Here is a 16,040-nt window from a genome sequence, read left to right on the forward strand (position 1 = left end):
CGGATTTGCCAATGATCGTCGGCATTGACCTCGGCACCACCCATTCCCTGATCGGCGCCTACTCCCAGCAAGGCAGCCGCCTGTTTCCCAACGCGCTCGGCGAATTGCTGACCCCGTCGGTGGTCAGCGTCGACGACAGCGGCATCCTGGTCGGTCAGGCCGCGCGCGATCGCCTGGTCAGCCACCCGCAGCGCAGCGTGGCGGCGTTCAAGCGCTGGATGGGCAGCGACCGCGAGACCGTGCTGGGCGAGCATCGCTTCCGCCCGGAAGAACTGTCGGCGATGGTGCTGCGTTCGTTGCTGGCCGATGCCGAAGCCGCACTCGGCGAAAAGGTGCGCGAAGCGGTCATCAGCGTGCCCGCGTATTTCTCCGATGCCCAGCGCAAGGCCACCCGCGCGGCCGGCGAACTGGCCGGCATCCGCGTCGAGCGGCTGATCAACGAACCCACTGCGGCCGCCCTCGCCTACGGCCTGCAGGAACGCCAGGGCCATGGCCGTTTCCTAGTGCTGGACCTGGGCGGCGGCACCTTCGACGTGTCGATCCTGGAGATGTTCGAAGGCGTCATCGAGGTCCACGCCAGCGCCGGCGACAACTTCCTCGGCGGCGAGGATTTCCTGGACGTGCTGCTGCAGGCGTTTCTGGCCGACCATGCGCTCGCGCCGCAGGCGCTGAGCGTGCAGGAGAGCGGCCAGCTGCGGCGGCGGCTGGAAGCGGCCAAGCGTGCGCTGTCAAACGGCCAGGAAGCGACCGTCGAGATCGGCGTGGCCGGTCAGGCCTTGCACTGGACGCTGCACGAGGAACGCTTCAACCACCTGGCCGAACCGCTGGTGCAGCGCATGCGTGCGCCGCTGGAACGAGCGATGCGCGATGCGCGGCTGCAGCCGGCGCAGTTGGACGAGATCGTGCTGGTCGGCGGCGCGACGCGGATGCCGCTGGTCGCCAAGCTGGTCACGCGCATGTTCGGACGGCTGCCGATGCGCCACATCAATCCCGACCAGGCGGTGGCGCTGGGCGCGGCGGTGGCGGCCGGAATGAAGGCGCGCAATGCCGCGCTGGAAGAAGTGATCCTCACCGACGTGTGCCCGTATACGCTCGGGACCGAAGTCGCCTCGCGCGACGCGCAAGGCCAGCTGCGCACCGGCCTGTTCCACCCGATCATCCAGCGCAACAGCACCGTACCGGTCAGCCGCGAGGACGACTTCTACCCGGTCCACGACGAGCAGGAACACCTGGTGATCGACGTCTACCAGGGCGAGAGCCCGCTGGTGGCCAAGAACATCAAGCTCGGCGAATTGCGGGTGGCGCTGCCCAAACACCTGCCCAATGCCGAGAAAGGCGTCACCGCCCGCTTCACCTACGACAACAACGGCCTGCTGCAGGTGGAGGTGACCGAACACCACAGCGGCCTCAAGCACGAGCTGATCCTGGAGCAGAATCCCGGCCTGCTCGGCGCCGAGCAGATACGCGAACGGCTGGCCGCGTTGCAGGCGCTGAAGATCCATCCGCGCGAGCAGCAGGACAACCTGAGCCTGCTGGCGCGCGCCGAACGCATGTACGAGGAATACCTGGACCTGCGCGAACAGATCCAGGCCTGGATCGTCGCCTTCCGCGGCGCGCTCGACACCCAGGACCTGCGCCTGATCGACGACTACCGGCAACGCCTCGGCGAGGCGCTTGACGCACTGGAGCAGCGCGCTTGAACTGGGCGTTGCGGCGGCTGCAACTGCCGCCGGATGCCGACGAAACCGCGATCAAGCGCAGCTACGCCAAGTTGCTGCGCCAGCATCGCCCGGACACCGACCCGGAAGGTTTCCAGCAACTGCACGCGGCCTATCAGGCCGCGCTGGCCTGGGCGCGAGCGCGCGGCGACGATGCCGATGCCGACGACGACGACGACGTTGAAGAAGTTGAAAACGTCGAAAACGTCCAAACCGACAATGCTCCTGCCGCTGCGATGGCCGCGCCCGCCGCTGGTGATCCTCGCATCAGCGCCGGCGATGACGACGATCGCCACGACGCACCATCGGATCCGGCGACCGCGTCGGCCACGCACAGCGACTTCCCCGACGGCCACCGGCCCCACCCCGAGACCGAGGATCGCGACGCACACCCGGCGCAGCATCCCCCGCTGACGCCAGCACCGCAGGCCGCGGCAGCTACGCCACCGCCATTCGACCCCGACGCCCTGTGCGACGACCTCCTCGCCGTGGCCACGCGCGCCGAGCCGCAGGCGCTGCAGCAGTGGCTGGAGGAGCAGCCTGCGCTGTGGTCGCTGCGCGACAAGGCGCAGATCGGCTGGCTATTGAGCCATCGATTGCAGCAGCAGTTGCCGCCGATCCAGCGCGGCAATTTCGCGATCCTGCTCAGCTTCTTCGGCCTGGACGACATCGCCGCCGGCCCCGCGGCGCAGGCCTTGCCGATGCTGCAGGAGCGCCTGCACCTGGCCTGGGAAATGCAGCCGGAAAATGCCGAGGCACTGGCGCGGCGGGTGTATCCCGCCACCGCCGAGGAATATCGGGTGCCCGCGCTGATGCGCCAGCTGAGGCGTCCGTTCACGCTGCCGCAGGCGCTGTGGGCGAGCCTGATGCCGGGGCGGCCGCTGGCGCTGCGCCGATTGCTGCTGCGCCTGGATCAGGGCCGTCTGCATACCCTGCCCGCGCCGCTGGAGACGCAGCAGCTCGAGTTCTGGATGAGCGCGACCGAGGCCGGCTACCTGACGCGGGCACGGCTGCAGGTGGGCCTGGCGCGTTGCGTCGCGGGCTCGGCGCTGCTGGCGTGCGTGCTGATCCTGTTCACCGCGCTCAGCGCCTGGTCGGCAGAGCCGGTGCCGCTGTCCTACGCCGTGTCGCGCAGCGGCCTGATCGCCTTGGCGATCGTGGCGCTGTGGGCCGCGTGGCTGCTCGCCGGCACGCTGCTGCGCTGGCAGGGCGACGCGGAGTCGGACATGCGTTCGCCGGCGCCGCGCTGGCTACGCTGGTCGTTCGTTCCGCTGCTGGCCGGCATCGGCCTGGGCATCAGCGAGATCCCCGGGCAGCAGCTGACCGGCAGCGCCGTCGCCACCATCGCCCTGCTCGTGTCGATCGTGCGGCTATGGCGGCGCAGCGGGCGCCCCTACCGCCCGAACAGCGCCATTCTCTGGCTGGCTTTCCTGAGCTACAGCATCGCCCAGTCGCTGCCGGTCCCGCTCAGCGCGGCGCTGGCGCTGGGCCTGTGGGCGTGGGACCTGCTGCGCCATCGCCGGCTGCGCTGGCGGCGTTCCTGAACGCGAGCCGATGGCAAGCGCAGGCATTGACGCCGACTGCATGTGTGCCCCCCTAGGCTGCGCCGCATCAACCCGCAATGGAGAACGCGCATGAACAAGACCCCGATCGCGACAGTGGCCTTGCTGGGCGCCCTGGCGCTGGCCGCCTGCCAAGGCCCGGAAGCGCAGCAGGCGCAGCGCGACGCCAAGGTCGCCGCCGAGCAGACTGGCGAAGCAGCCAAGGAAGCCGCCAACCAAGCGGCGCAGACCGGCCACGAAATCGCCGCCGATGCGCGCGATGCAGCGCACCGCGCCGCCAACTCCGAAGCGGTGCAGGATGCCTCGGCCGCTGCCAAGGAAGCCGCGGCCGATGCCAGCGAAGCCACCGCCAGCGCGGCGCAGAAGCTCGCCGACAAGGCGCGCGAGAACGCCAACGAAGATCCGCACAACGGCGACAAAGAGACGCATTGATCGCACCATCGCCGCACTCGCGCATTGCGCGAGTGCGGCCGGCAGCGTAGCGGCGCCGCGAACGGCGCCGCCGCGCCGCCCAAGCAAGTCCGGCGTCACCGCGCCGATGTCGCAATCCGGCCGCGCCGCGGCGTGACCCACGCCACCTTTCGCACGCGCGGGTTCTGCCGCTCCGGTCCCTGGTTACAATTCCCCCATGTCGACGTTCCAACGCGTGCGGATCAGAACCCGCCTAGCGCTTCTGTTCTCCGCCCTGGTCTTCGTTTCGATCGGGTTCGGGGTGTTTACCGGCGCACAGCGTTCGATTTCCGATGCGGCGCGCGTGGCCCACACGCACCAGGTGCTGCGCAGCATCGACGAAGTGCAATCGACCCTGCTGCAGGCCGAAACCGCGGCACGCGGCTACGAGCTCACCGGCAATCAGGCGTACCTGAGCAACTACCGCGACAGCGCCGAACGCATGCCGCGGCACCTGGCGCAACTGCGCGACCTGGTCGTCGACAATCCGGCGCAGATCGCGAACCTGGACATCCTGCAGCGCCTCGTGCGGGCGCGGCTGACGCAGATACAGCAGATGCTGGAGATCTACCAGCGCGACGGCTTGGACGCGCTGCAGCGGGCGATGGCGCCGAGCGTGTTCAAGGATTCCAGCGCGATCCGCGACCAGGTGCAGCAGATGACCGAACTGGAGCAACAGCTGCTGCAGAGCCGCGACCGTTCCAACCAGCGCAGTTCCGATCTGCTGCTGGCATTGGCCCTGGCCGGCATTCCGTTCGGCCTGGGCAGCGTGGGCGTGGTCTATGCGCTGCTGTTCCGCGAATTGCGCAGCCGCAGCAACGCCGAGCAGGCCGCCTCGGTCGCCAACGAGAAGCTGGCCGCCAGCGTCCGCGACATGGAACGCACCAGCGCCGACCTCAATGCGCTCAGCCGCTACACCGGTCTGCTGCAGAGCTGCATGGACCCCAAGGAAGCGCTGGAGGTAACCGCGCGCATGCTCGCCGCGCTGATGCCCGACGCCGGCGGCAGCGTGTACCTGCTGCGTGCCTCGCGCGATCGCGCCGAATCCATCGTCGCCTGGGGACAGACGCCGGTGCGCAGCGAACCGGCCGTGGCGCCCGAGGAATGCTGGGCGTTGCGCCGCGACAAGGCGCACTTCGTGCACGCGCAGCGCCACGACTCGGCATGCGCGCATCTGCTCGACGATCCGCAGGCGATAGGCGCCAGCAGCGCCTGCATTCCCTTGTCCGCGCAGGGCACGCAACTGGGCTTCGTGTTCCTGGCCGGCCCCGGTCCCGGACCGCTGCCGCGCATCGCCATCGCCGAGGCGGCCGCCGAGCAGCTGTCGTTGGCGCTGAGCAACCTGCGCCTGCGCGAATCGCTGCGCCTGCAGTCGATCCGCGACCCGCTCACCGGCCTGTTCAACCGCCGCTATCTGGAGGAATCGCTGAACCACGAACTGGCGCGCTGCGCACGCCGCTCGGCGCCGCTGTCGCTGCTGATGCTGGACGTGGACCACTTCAAGCGCTTCAACGACCTGCACGGCCACGGCGGCGGCGACAGCCTGCTCGCCGCGGTCGGGCAACTGCTCGCCTCGCGGCTGCGCGGCGAGGACATCGCCTGCCGCTACGGTGGCGAGGAATTCACCGTGATCCTGCCGGAAACCGATGCGGAAACGGCGCTGGCGATCGCCGAGCAGATCCGCAGCGCCGCGCAGCAGATGAGCACCACGCTGGACGGCAAGGCGCTGCCGGGGGTGACGCTGTCGATCGGGCTGGCCAGCTATTCGCGCGACGGGGTGGTCGCCACCACCCTGCTGCGCAAGGCCGATGCGGCGCTGTACCGGGCCAAGCGCAGCGGCCGCAACCAGGTGCAGCAGTTCGATCCGGCGCTGGACGGGATGGGCTGAGGCCGATCGCGTCGCGATGGGGGCGCAATGCGCCTGGTGCCTGCCCCCAGGCCGGCGGATACGGCACGGCCTCCGATTCGATCGCGCTGTAGCCGCGGATCCGATCACGGACGACGAAGCACGTTTTAGCGATAGTTGTCACAAAACCTGCGTGGTAGAGCGGCGATAGTCCGGTTTCCCCCGACTGGAGACGTCTGCGCATGTCCATCTGGAAAGATCAGGGTACCCCGCGCAAGGATGGCCTACCGCTGCCTGGCGCGCCCGGCGGCACCACGGTGCCCGAGCCGCGTCCGGCCACCGAACCGGCAGTCGCCGAGTCCGCGGTCAGCGTCGCCGCGGCCGCCCCCCTCCCCGCACGCGCCGCAACGCCGGCGGCAAAGGAGTCGCTGATCGCCGCCGACATCACCATCGAAGGCAAGATCGAAGGCGCCGGCCACATCCGCATCGCCGGCAAGTTCAAGGGCGACGTCAACGTACAGGGCGACCTGACCATCGAGACCGGCGCCAAGCTCAGCGGCGGCGTGCGCGCCAACAAGGTGATCATCGCCGGCGAGCTGGAAGGCAACATCGAATCGGCGTCGCAGGTGGAGTTGCTGGCCTCCGGCGCGCTGATCGGCGACGTCAAGGCCGGCTCGCTGACCGTGGCCTCCGGCGCGCGGATGCGCGGCCAGGCCGATTTCGGCTGGGAAGACGACAAGGGCCGCAAGGGCAACAAGCCGACCACGGAGCCCGACGCCGGCGCATGAGCACGCCGCGTCCCGGCACTCCGGGGGCGACCCGGACCTGCCCCCACTGCAAGGCGACGATCCTGGAAAGCGCCAGCGTCTGCCCGGCCTGCAAGCATCACCTGCGCTTCGACTCGGCGGTGCTGCAGCAATCGGCGCCGACCGCGACCGTGCCGCTGCGCGTGCAGGGCACCATCCAGCATCCTGCCGACGGCACCGCGTGGGAATACACCGTGGTGGTGACGATCCGCAACGGCCGCGGCGAGGAGATCAAGCGCCAACTGGTCGGCGTCGGCGCGATGCTGGACGGCGAAGAACGCAGCTTCACCTTGTCGGTGGAAGCGACCCAGGCCAAGGGCGGCAAGCGCGGGACGCGGCATTGAGGCCGAGATAGCCCCTCTCCCACCGGGAGAGGGGTTGGGGTGAGGGTGCGGCGCGAAAGCGTCTCGCGGCGTTTGGTGGCACGAGGCTGCGCCCGTACCCTCATCCGCCCCTGCGGGCACCTTCCCCGAAAAGGGGGCCATGGTCCCGAGGGGAGAAGGAACAGCCGAGCCCCTCTCCCACCGGGAGAGGGGTTGGGGTGAGGGTGCGGCAGCTCGCTATGTCACACCACCAATCAGGGCAACACCTGCGCCAACACCTCCTCCACCGGCACCTCCGCGTCCAGCGTTCCGAACGCCAGCCCGTGCGCGCCGGCCAGGCGACTGCGCACGAACGCATCGGCAGCGGGGCTGCCGCTGCGCAACAGCAGCGCCGCCTGCAAGGCCAGCGCGATGCGTTCGCTGATGCGGCGCGCGGCGTATTCGTCCACGTCGCCGTTGCCGGCCAGCGGCGTGCGCAGCGCATCCAGCGCCGCGTCGTAGTCCGGGCTGAGGCCGGCCGCCGTCTCCAACTCGGCCAACAGCGCCGCCGCGCTGGCCGGCTCGCGCGCCAGCGCCCGCAGCACGTCCAGGCACTGGATGTTGCCGCTGCCTTCCCAGATCGAATTCAATGGCGCCTGCCGGTACAGCCGCGGCAATATCGATTCCTCGACATACCCTGCACCGCCCAGACATTCCTGCGCTTCGTTGACGAAGGCCGGCGCGCGCTTGCACAGCCAATACTTGCCCAGCGCGGTGGCGACGCGCGCGAACGCGGCTGCGGCCGGATCGCGCTCAGCCGCATCCACCGCGCGCGCCACGCGCATGGCGAATGCGGTGGCGGCCTCGGATTCGATCGCCAGATCGGCGAGCACGTTGCGCATCAGCGGCTGCTCGACCAGGCGCTTGCCGAACGCCACCCGGTGCCGCGCGTGATGCAGCGCCTGCGCCAATGCCATGCGCATCTGCGCGGCGGCGGCGAGCATGCAGTCCAGCCGGGTCAGCATCACCATGCCGATGATGCGCGCCACGCCGCGTCCTTCCTCACCGATGCGCTGCGCCCAGGCGCCGGCGAATTCGACTTCGCTGGACGCATTCGACCAGTCGCCGAGCTTGTCCTTCAGGCGCATCAGCCGCAGCGCATTGAGCCGGCCATCGGGCAGGCGCCGCGGCAGCAGGAAGCAGCTCAGACCGCCCGGCGCCTGCGCCAGCACCAGAAAACCGTCGGACATCGGCGCGGAGAAGAACCACTTGTGCCCGACCAGCGTGTACTCGCCATCGGCGCCCAGCGGCGTGGCGACGCTGGCGTTGCTGCGCACGTCCGAGCCGCCCTGCTTCTCGGTCATGCCCATGCCCAGGGTGACGCCGGCCTTGTCGGCGATCGGCACGTCGCGCGGATCGTAGTGCGGCGCGGCGGCCTTGTGCGCCCACTCGTGCAGCGCCGGTTCCTGACGCAACACCGCGACCGCGGCGTGAGTCATCGTCAACGGACAACTGGTGCCGGCCTCGGCCTGGTGATGCAGGTAGCTCAGCGCCGCGCGCGCCACGTGCGCGCCCGGCTGCGGCAGGTGCCAGGACAGCCCGGCCACGCCGTGGGTCTTGGCCGCATCCAGCAGTTGGTGATAGGCCGGATGGAATTCCACCATATCGATGCGTTGGCCGAAACGATCGTGCGTGCGCAGCCGCGGGCGATCGCGGTTGGCATCGAAGCCGAGCCGATACAGCGTATCGCCGGCCAGCGCGCCGTACTGCGCCAGGTGCGCGGCGAACGCCTCGCCGCCCTCGCGCGCGACCGCGGCGCGCAGTACCGCATCGTCGGCCCAAAGATCGCGCGGCTCGAACGGCGGCGGCTGGTTGTCGACCACGTGCGTGGCGAAGGCGGGCAAATCGCGTTGCATGCAGCTCCCTCCCAGAAGTGCGTGCCGCATTGTGGCCGATCCGCACGCGTGCAGTGAACCGCCCGGCGTGGATTCTCATCTCCTGCACAGCGCATTGGACACAGTGGCGGGCATGCCGAAACCCGCTTCCCAGGACCTGGTGGTGCTGCGCCCGGAAGGGCTGTACTGCCCTGCCGGCGATTTCCATATCGACCCCTGGCGGCCGGTGCCGCGCGCGGTCATCACCCATGGCCATGGCGACCACGCCCGCGCCGGCATGGGCGAATACCATTGCGCCGCCGCCGGCCTACCGATCCTGCGCTGGCGCCTCGGCGAGCAGGCCTACCGCGCCTACGACTACGGCGAACGCTTCGCGCTGGGCGCAGCCACGGTGTCGCTGCATCCGGCCGGGCACGTGCTCGGCTCGGCGCAGGTGCGCATCGAAGTGGACGGCGAAGTGTGGGTGGCTTCGGGCGACTACAAACGCCAGCCCGACCCGACCTGCGCGGCGTTCGAAGTGGTGCGCTGCGACACCTTCATCACCGAGGCCACCTTCGGCCTGCCGGTGTACCGCTGGCCGGATACCGCCGCCGTGGCGCGCGAGATCGTCGCCTGGCGCCACGAATGCGCCGCGCGCGGCGAGGCCGCGGTGCTGTTCTGCTATGCGCTGGGCAAGGCACAACGGGTGCTGGCCGAGCTGCAGCCGTGGGACGATCAACCGGCATTGCTGCACGGCGCGGTCGCCGCCGGGGTGGCGGTGTACCGCGACGCCGGCATCGCGATGCTGGACACGCAGCCGGTCGCCGAGATGGACAAGCGTGCCGACTACGCCGGGCAGCTGGTGCTGGCGCCGCCGTCGGCCGCGGGCAGCCCGTGGCTGCGCCGCTTCCGCCACGCGCAACTCGGCTTCGCCTCTGGCTGGATGCGGCTGCGCGGCAACCGGCGCCGGCGCAACTACGACCGCGGCTTCGTGGTCTCCGACCATGCCGATTGGCCGGATCTGCTGCGTACCATCGCCGAAACCGGCGCGCAGCGGGTCATCGCCACCCACGGCAACACCGACGCGATCATCCGCGCCCTGAACGAACGCGGCGTCGCCGCCGAGGCGTTCCGCACCGACTACGGTGCCGAGGAATGAAGCGCTTCGCCGCGCTGTACCGGGCGCTGGACCAGAGCACCGCGACGCTGGACAAGCGCGCCGCGCTGGTCGCGTATTTCGAGCAGGCGCCGCCGGCCGACGCGGCCTGGGCGATCTGGCTGCTGAGCGGCGGCAAGCTGCGGCGCATCGCCAACACCCGCGAACTGCGCGAGTGGATCGCGCAGGAAAGCGGCCTGCCCGGCTGGCTGGTGGACGACAGCTATGACCATGTCGGCGATCTCGCCGAAACCCTCACCCTGCTGCTCGACGATCCGGCCGAAGTTTCCGATCCGGCGCCGCTGCGCGACTGGATCGAGGAACGTCTGCTGCCGGTTGCCGCGCAGGACGAAGCCGCGCGCCGCGCCGCGGTGCTCGCCGGCTGGCGCAGCCTGGCCTTCGACGAACGCCTGCTGTTCAACAAGCTGCTCACCGGCGCGCTGCGCGTGGGCGTGTCGCAGCGGCTGGTGCAGCAGGCGCTGGCGGCGATGTCGGGGATCGACATCGCACGCATCGCCCAGCGCATGCTTGGCGCGTGGTCGCCGACGCCGGCAGCGCTGGAAGATCTGCTGTCGCACGACGTGCTGGCCAGCGACCGCCAGCAGCCCTACCCGTTCTTCCTGGCGTCGCCGCTGGAAAACGCGGTGGCCACGCTGGGTGCGATCGACGAGTGGCTGTTGGAGTGGAAGTGGGACGGCATCCGCCTGCAGCTGATCCGCCGCGCCGGCGAGACGGCGCTGTGGTCGCGCGGCGAGGAACGCCTGGACGGCCGCTTCCCCGAAATCGAGACCGCTGCGGCCACACTGCCGCGCGATGCGGTGATCGACGGCGAACTGCTGGGCTGGCGCGACGGCGACGCCGCGCCGCTGCCGTTCACCGCGCTGCAGACCCGCATCCAGCGCCGCAAGCCCGGCGCCAAGACCCTGGCCGACACGCCGGCGCGGGTGCTCGCCTACGACCTGCTGGAATTGGACGGCGTCGATCTGCGCGAACAGCCGTTGGCGCAGCGCCGCGCGCACCTGCAGGCCTTGCTCGACGCGCATGCCGATCCGCGCATCGTGCTGTCGCCGCTGGTGCAGGCCGCGTCGTGGGAGGCGGCTGCGACGCTGCGCGAGGATGCGCGCGAACGCGGCGTGGAAGGGCTGATGCTCAAGCGCGCAACGTCGCCGTATCAATCCGGGCGCCGCCGCGGCGACTGGTGGAAGTGGAAGATCGACCCGCTGACCATCGACGCGGTGCTGCTGTACGCACAGGCCGGCCATGGCCGCCGCAGCACGCTGTACACCGACTACACCTTCGGGCTGTGGGACGGCGAACACCTGGTGCCGGTGGCCAAGGCGTATTCGGGCCTGGACGACAGCGAGATCCTGGCCCTGGACCGCTGGATCCGCGCACACACCACCGAGCGCTTCGGCCCGGTGCGCGCGGTGACGCCGTACCACGTGTTTGAACTCGGCTTTGAGGCGGTGAACAAGAGCAGCCGGCACAAATCCGGCATCGCGGTGCGGTTCCCGCGCATCCTGCGCTGGCGCCACGACAAGCCGTTCGCCGAGGCCGACCGGCTGGCCACGCTGCAGGCGCTGGCGCGATGATCCCGGCGCAGGCGCGCAAGCGCCCGGCCGATGCGCCGCTGTACGCATGGTTCGCCGCGCAGGGCTGGCAACCGCTGCCGTTCCAGCGCGCACTGTGGAAGCACTATCTGGACGGCGGCTCGGGCCTGCTGCACACGCCTACCGGCAGCGGCAAGACCCTGGCTGCGTTCGGTGGCCCCTTACTGGAAGGCCTGCGCGAACAAGCCGCGCTGCAGGCGGCGGCGGCCAAGCGGCCGCGCCGCGCGAAGGCAGCCGGCGCCGACAAGGCCGCGTCGGCACCGAAGTCGCGCCGGCAGGCGCAGCGCGAGCTGAAAGTGCTGTGGATCACCCCGCTGCGCGCGCTCGCCGCCGACACCTTGCGCGCGTTGCGCGAACCGATAGAAGCCTTGGGCCTGGACTGGCAGATCGGCCTGCGCACCGGCGACGCCAGCGCGCGCGACAAGCGCCTGGCGCGCAGTGGCAAGCTCGACGTGCTGGTGACCACACCCGAATCGCTGGCGCTGCTGCTGTCCTATCCAGACACCGCGCCGCAGCTGGCGACGCTGCGCTGCGTGATCGTCGACGAATGGCACGAACTGCTCGGCAACAAGCGCGGCGTGCTGCTGCAGCTGTGCCTGGCGCGGCTGCGTGCGTGGGCGCCGGCGCTGCGCACCTGGGGGCTGTCGGCCACGCTCGGCAATCTGGACGAAGCGCGCGACGTGCTGCTGCCGCACGTGCCGGACGCGCCGATCGTGGCCGGGGTCAGGCCGCGCACGCTGACCCTGGAAACGCTGACCCCGGCCAGCGGCGAGCGCTTTCCCTGGGCCGGCCACCTCGGCCTGGCGCAACTGCCGCGGGTGCTGGAAAAACTGTTCGCGGTACGCACCAGCCTGGTGTTCACCAACACCCGCGCGCAAGCCGAACTGTGGCATCAGGCGCTGGAATCGGTATGGCCAGAGGACACGCGGAGCCTGGCCCTGCACCACGGCTCGCTGGATCCGGCGCTGCGCCGCGCCGCCGAGCAAGGCCTGCGCGACGGCAGCCTGCGCTGCGTGGTGGCGACCTCGAGCCTGGACCTGGGCGTGGATTTTCCCGCGGTCGACCAGGTGTTGCAGATCGGCAGTCCCAAGGGCGTGGCGCGCCTGCTGCAACGCGCCGGCCGCGCCAGGCACCGCCCCGGCGAGGCCGGCCACGTGCTGTGCGTGCCCTCGCATGCGCTGGAGCTGGTCGAGTACGCCGCCGCGCGCCACGCCATCGCCCACGGCCGCATCGAATCGCGCCCGTCCCCGCGGCTGTCGCTGGACGTGCTGGCGCAGCACTGCGTGACCTGCGCGCTGGGCGGCGGCTTCCGCGCCGACGCGCTGTTCGATGAAGTGCGCGGCAGCGCCGCGTTCGCCGCGCTCGATGCGCCCACCTGGAATGCGGTGCTGGAGTTCGTCGTGCAAGGCGGCCGCGCGCTGGCGCAGTACCCGGACTACCGCAAGGTGGTGCTCGACGAGGACGGCGTGTACCGCGTGCACGACCGCCGCATCGCGCTGCGCCACCGGCTGTCGATCGGCACCATCACCAGCGACGGCAGCGTCGCGGTGCGCTTCCTGCGCGGCGGCCGGCTCGGCGCGGTGGAAGAGCAGTTCGTCGGCCGCCTGCGCCGCGGCGACCGCTTCCAGTTCGCCGGGCGCCTGCTGGAGCTGGTGCGGCTGGAAGACATGACCGCCTACGTGCGCCTGGCGAAAGGCGGCGACGGCAGCGTGCCGAAATGGATGGGCGGGCGCATGCCGCTGTCCTCGGCGCTGGCGCACGAAGTGGAGGCGGTGTTCGCCGAACCGCGCGGCGAGGAGGAACTGCGCGCCTTGGCGCCGCTGCTCGGCCTGCAACGCGCGTTGTCGGCGCTGCCGTCGCCGCGGCGGTTGCTGGTGGAGAGCGTGCGCGCCCGCGACGGCCGCCACGTGTTCGTCTACCCGTTCGCCGGGCGGCAAGTGCACGAGGGCCTGGCCGCGCTGCTGGCGCTGCGCTGGGGGCGGCGCCAGCGCAACACTTTCAGCTTCGCCGCCAACGACTACGGGCTGGTGCTGTCGCCGGCGCAGGAGGTCGCCGCCGACGCCGCCCTGCTGCGCGAACTGCTCAGCCCGGAGCACTTGTTCGAAGACCTGCGCGAAAGCCTCAACCTGGGCGAACTGGCACGGCGCCAGTTCCGCGAGATCGCGCGCGTGTCTGGCCTGCTGCCGCCGAGCCTGCCCGGCGGCATGCCGCGCAGCCTGCGCCAGCTGCAGGCCTCCAGCGGCCTGCTGTACGACGTGCTGAGCCGCTTCGATCCGGAGCATCTGCTGCTGGCGCAGGCCGAACGCGAGGTGCTGCAGGGCGAAATGGAACTGACCCGGCTCGCCGCCACCCTGCACGACTGCGCCGCGCGCGAGCTGGCGGTGTACGCGCCGCGCAGCCTGACCCCGCTGTCGTTCCCGCTGTGGGCCGAGAGCATCCGCGGCCAGCTCAGCACCGAGGACTGGAAGGCGCGGGTGATGCGCGCGGCCGCGCAGCTGGAACAGCGCCATGCGCGCTGAACTGGATTGGCACCTGGCCGGCGAACCGATGCGCCTGCTCGGCGAACGCGCGCTGTACTGGCCCGCGCGGCGGCGGCTGCTGATCGCCGACCTGCACCTGGGCAAGGCCGACGTGTTCCGCCGCGCCGGCATCGGCCTGCCCAGCGGCGGCACCGCGCTCGACCTGCAGCGTCTCGCTGCGCTGGTGCAGGCGCCGGCGGCGCAGGAACTGTGGATCCTCGGCGACGTGCTGCATGGCGCCGCGCCGGCCGCCGCGTGGCAGCGCGACTGGCACGCCTGGCGCGCGGCGCATCCGCAGGTGCGCGTGGCCGCGATCGCCGGCAACCACGACCGCGCGCTGGCCGGCGCCGGATTGGACATCGCGCTGCTCGGCGAACAGGTCGAGGACGGTCCGTTCGCGTTGCGCCACGATCCGGTGCCGCACCCCCATCTGCACGTGCTGTGCGGACACCTGCATCCGCTGGCGAAACTGCCGGGACTGCGCCCGCGCTGGCCGGCCTTCTGGCTGCGCGAACGGATGACGGTGCTGCCCGCGTTCTCGCAGTTCACCGCCGGCGTGGCGCCGGTGCTAGAGGCGGGCGAACGCCTGGCCGTCTGCGTCGAAGGCGCGGTGCTAGCGTTGCCGGCAGCGGTCGAATAACCCGCCGCTGCAGATACCCCTGTGGGAGGGACTTCAGTCCCGACACCGTATTGGTAACGCGTCGGGACTGAAGTCCCTCCTACAAGGAAGCGCAGACGCGGCGGCGTCGCTGCATGCCGGCCAAGCGTAGCCACCATGTCGATCGCCATCCGCACGAGCGCGCCGGCTCACTGCAGCTGCTCGCCTTGCAGCTGTTCGCCTTGCAGCTGTTCGCCCTGCGCCTGCTCCGCCGCACCCGTTGGCGCAGCCTGTGCCTGCGCCAACGCCTGCAAAAATCCGGAATCCAGCGGCAGCTTGCCGAACCAGCTGTGCTGGGTGCCGCTGAGCACGCGCAGCATGTGCCCGCGCCCGCCCGGCATGCGCCCGGCCGGCAACATGCCCAGGTCGCGCACGCGCGCCACCATGTCGCGTTCGGACTGGAACAGCGGCGTCAGCCAGCGGCTCCAGAACTGGTACACCGCCACGTGCGCATGGCGCTGCGCCTGGTAGCGCGCCAGCGCCGCGTCCAGGTCAGGCGCTTCGCGCAAGCTCTCGCTCAACACCCACGCATCCATCAGCGCCATGTTGACGCCCTGCCCCAGCTGCGGGCTCATCGAATGCGCCGCATCACCGGCCAGCACCAGGCGGCCGCGGTACCAGCGCTGCTGCACCGCATCGCGATAGCTGGCGCGCGCCAGTTGCGCCGGTGCGCACAGCTGAGTCAGACGCTCGCGCGCCTGCGGCCACAACTGCGCGACCTCGTCCAGCCACGCGTCCATGCCGCGCGCCTGCCAGGCATCGAAATCGGCGGTGGGCAGGCTCCAGAAGAAACTCATGCGCGGCTCGGGATCGCCGGGCCGGGTGCCGACCGGCAGCAGCCCGATCATCTTGCGCGCGGCCACGTAGCGCTGCCGCAGTTCGTCGGCGAAGGCCCAGTCGCCGCGCGGCAGCAGGCACCACAGGGCGCCCCACGGATAGACCCGGTCCAGGCGCGTGCCCTGCACCTGCGCGCGCAACGCCGAGGCCGAACCGTCGCTGGCGATCACCAGGTCGAACGGGCCATGCCAGCGCCCATGCTGGTCCTGCAGCCGGCGCAGGCCGTCGTCGATGGCGACGATGCGCGTATCGCGCTGCAGCTCGGCATAGCCGTCCCATGCCTGTGCCAGCAGCGAGAACAGGGCGCCGCGCTGCATGCCCAGACCGAACAGGCGCGGGTCCAGATCGCGGTAGCGCATGTCCATCACCGCGCGGCCGCACGGCGTTTCGCCGTACAGGCGGCGCACCGGCGCGCCATGCGCCAGCGCCTGCTCGAGCAGGCCGATCCGCCACAGCACCTGCAAGCCGGTCGGCTGCAGCAGGAAACCGGCACCGACCGGGCCCGGCTGCGGCGCGCGCTCGAACACCTGCACCTGATGGCCGTCGCGCGCCAGCAGCAGCGCCAACGCCTGGCCCGCCGTGCCATAGCCGACGATGCCGATCTGCATCCGTTGCTTCATCGCATCCACTGATTGCGGGCGACACCACCGCGGTATCGCCATCCATAAAAAACCCCGCCGAAGCGGGGCTCAAAAACAGCTC

Annotated in this window: 12 protein-coding genes; 10 read left to right on the forward strand and 2 right to left on the reverse strand. The window is 70.8% G+C overall.

Annotation, left to right across the window (positions count from 1 at the left end; translation table 11 throughout):
• Positions 1-11: 11 nt before the first annotated feature.
• The 6 genes from AB3X08_RS14905 (at position 12) to AB3X08_RS14930 (ending at position 6,726) form a co-directional block, all read left to right on the forward strand.
• Entirely contained in the window at positions 12-1,700 is a 1,689-nt protein-coding gene (locus AB3X08_RS14905) for an Hsp70 family protein (protein ID WP_369933514.1), read from the forward strand.
• Positions 1,697-3,262 (forward strand): J domain-containing protein, encoded by a 1,566-nt coding sequence (locus AB3X08_RS14910; RefSeq protein WP_369933516.1) that lies wholly within the window; start codon positions 1,697-1,699, stop codon positions 3,260-3,262. The genes AB3X08_RS14905 and AB3X08_RS14910 overlap by 4 nt, the downstream gene beginning before the upstream one ends.
• 90 nt (positions 3,263-3,352) lie before the next feature.
• Positions 3,353-3,712, forward strand: a complete 360-nt coding sequence (locus tag AB3X08_RS14915) for a hypothetical protein (protein ID WP_369933517.1) — start codon at positions 3,353-3,355, stop codon at positions 3,710-3,712.
• 196 nt (positions 3,713-3,908) lie between these two features.
• A complete protein-coding gene (locus AB3X08_RS14920) occupies positions 3,909-5,618 on the forward strand; it encodes a diguanylate cyclase (RefSeq protein ID WP_369933518.1) in 1,710 nt (569 codons plus the stop codon).
• Positions 5,619-5,818: 200 nt separating this feature from the next.
• Positions 5,819-6,364: a bactofilin family protein gene (locus AB3X08_RS14925; protein ID WP_369933519.1), complete on the forward strand. Its 546-nt coding sequence runs from the start codon at positions 5,819-5,821 to the stop codon at positions 6,362-6,364.
• Positions 6,361-6,726, forward strand: coding sequence for a hypothetical protein (locus tag AB3X08_RS14930; protein ID WP_369933521.1), 366 nt, complete (start codon positions 6,361-6,363; stop codon positions 6,724-6,726). Before AB3X08_RS14925 ends, AB3X08_RS14930 begins: the two co-directional genes overlap by 4 nt.
• Positions 6,727-6,959: 233 nt before the next feature.
• Here the strand turns inward: AB3X08_RS14930 and AB3X08_RS14935 are convergent, their stop codons facing one another.
• Positions 6,960-8,615, reverse strand: coding sequence for an acyl-CoA dehydrogenase family protein (locus AB3X08_RS14935; RefSeq protein WP_369938543.1), 1,656 nt, complete (start codon positions 8,613-8,615; stop codon positions 6,960-6,962).
• 97 nt (positions 8,616-8,712) lie between these two features.
• Between AB3X08_RS14935 and AB3X08_RS14940 the strand changes: the two genes are divergently transcribed.
• From AB3X08_RS14940 to pdeM, 4 genes are read left to right on the forward strand one after another with little or no spacing between them, the layout of a single operon-like run.
• Positions 8,713-9,717: a ligase-associated DNA damage response exonuclease gene (locus AB3X08_RS14940; RefSeq protein ID WP_369933522.1), complete on the forward strand. Its 1,005-nt coding sequence runs from the start codon at positions 8,713-8,715 to the stop codon at positions 9,715-9,717.
• On the forward strand, positions 9,714-11,306 hold the full coding sequence (locus tag AB3X08_RS14945) for an ATP-dependent DNA ligase (protein WP_369933524.1): 1,593 nt from the start codon (positions 9,714-9,716) through the stop codon (positions 11,304-11,306). Before AB3X08_RS14940 ends, AB3X08_RS14945 begins: the two co-directional genes overlap by 4 nt.
• On the forward strand, positions 11,303-13,843 hold the full coding sequence (locus AB3X08_RS14950) for a ligase-associated DNA damage response DEXH box helicase (RefSeq protein ID WP_369933525.1): 2,541 nt from the start codon (positions 11,303-11,305) through the stop codon (positions 13,841-13,843). Before AB3X08_RS14945 ends, AB3X08_RS14950 begins: the two co-directional genes overlap by 4 nt.
• A complete protein-coding gene (pdeM, locus tag AB3X08_RS14955) occupies positions 13,833-14,483 on the forward strand; it encodes a ligase-associated DNA damage response endonuclease PdeM (protein WP_369933526.1) in 651 nt (216 codons plus the stop codon). Before AB3X08_RS14950 ends, pdeM begins: the two co-directional genes overlap by 11 nt.
• Before the next feature lie 167 nt (positions 14,484-14,650).
• Here the strand turns inward: pdeM and AB3X08_RS14960 are convergent, their stop codons facing one another.
• Positions 14,651-15,958, reverse strand: a complete 1,308-nt coding sequence (locus tag AB3X08_RS14960) for an FAD-dependent oxidoreductase (RefSeq protein WP_369933527.1) — start codon at positions 15,956-15,958, stop codon at positions 14,651-14,653.
• Positions 15,959-16,040: the final 82 nt, after the last annotated feature.

This window comes from Xanthomonas sp. DAR 34887 (genome assembly GCF_041245805.1).
GTDB classification, from domain to species: Bacteria; Pseudomonadota; Gammaproteobacteria; order Xanthomonadales; family Xanthomonadaceae; genus Xanthomonas_A; species Xanthomonas_A tesorieronis.

What these genes read in the sequence shown, in the direction of transcription:
- AB3X08_RS14950 (WP_369933525.1), top strand. Translation starts at nt 11,303, where the DNA reads ATGATCCCGGCGCAGGCGCGCAAGCGCCCGGCCGATGCGCCGCTGTAC.
- AB3X08_RS14940 (WP_369933522.1), top strand. Translation starts at nt 8,713, where the DNA reads ATGCCGAAACCCGCTTCCCAGGACCTGGTGGTGCTGCGCCCGGAAGGG.
- pdeM (WP_369933526.1), top strand. Translation starts at nt 13,833, where the DNA reads ATGCGCGCTGAACTGGATTGGCACCTGGCCGGCGAACCGATGCGCCTG.
- AB3X08_RS14930 (WP_369933521.1), top strand. Translation starts at nt 6,361, where the DNA reads ATGAGCACGCCGCGTCCCGGCACTCCGGGGGCGACCCGGACCTGCCCC.
- AB3X08_RS14925 (WP_369933519.1), top strand. Translation starts at nt 5,819, where the DNA reads ATGTCCATCTGGAAAGATCAGGGTACCCCGCGCAAGGATGGCCTACCG.
- AB3X08_RS14905 (WP_369933514.1), top strand. Translation starts at nt 12, where the DNA reads ATGATCGTCGGCATTGACCTCGGCACCACCCATTCCCTGATCGGCGCC.
- AB3X08_RS14960 (WP_369933527.1), bottom strand. Translation starts at nt 15,958, where the DNA reads ATGAAGCAACGGATGCAGATCGGCATCGTCGGCTATGGCACGGCGGGC.
- AB3X08_RS14945 (WP_369933524.1), top strand. Translation starts at nt 9,714, where the DNA reads ATGAAGCGCTTCGCCGCGCTGTACCGGGCGCTGGACCAGAGCACCGCG.
- AB3X08_RS14920 (WP_369933518.1), top strand. Translation starts at nt 3,909, where the DNA reads ATGTCGACGTTCCAACGCGTGCGGATCAGAACCCGCCTAGCGCTTCTG.
- AB3X08_RS14915 (WP_369933517.1), top strand. Translation starts at nt 3,353, where the DNA reads ATGAACAAGACCCCGATCGCGACAGTGGCCTTGCTGGGCGCCCTGGCG.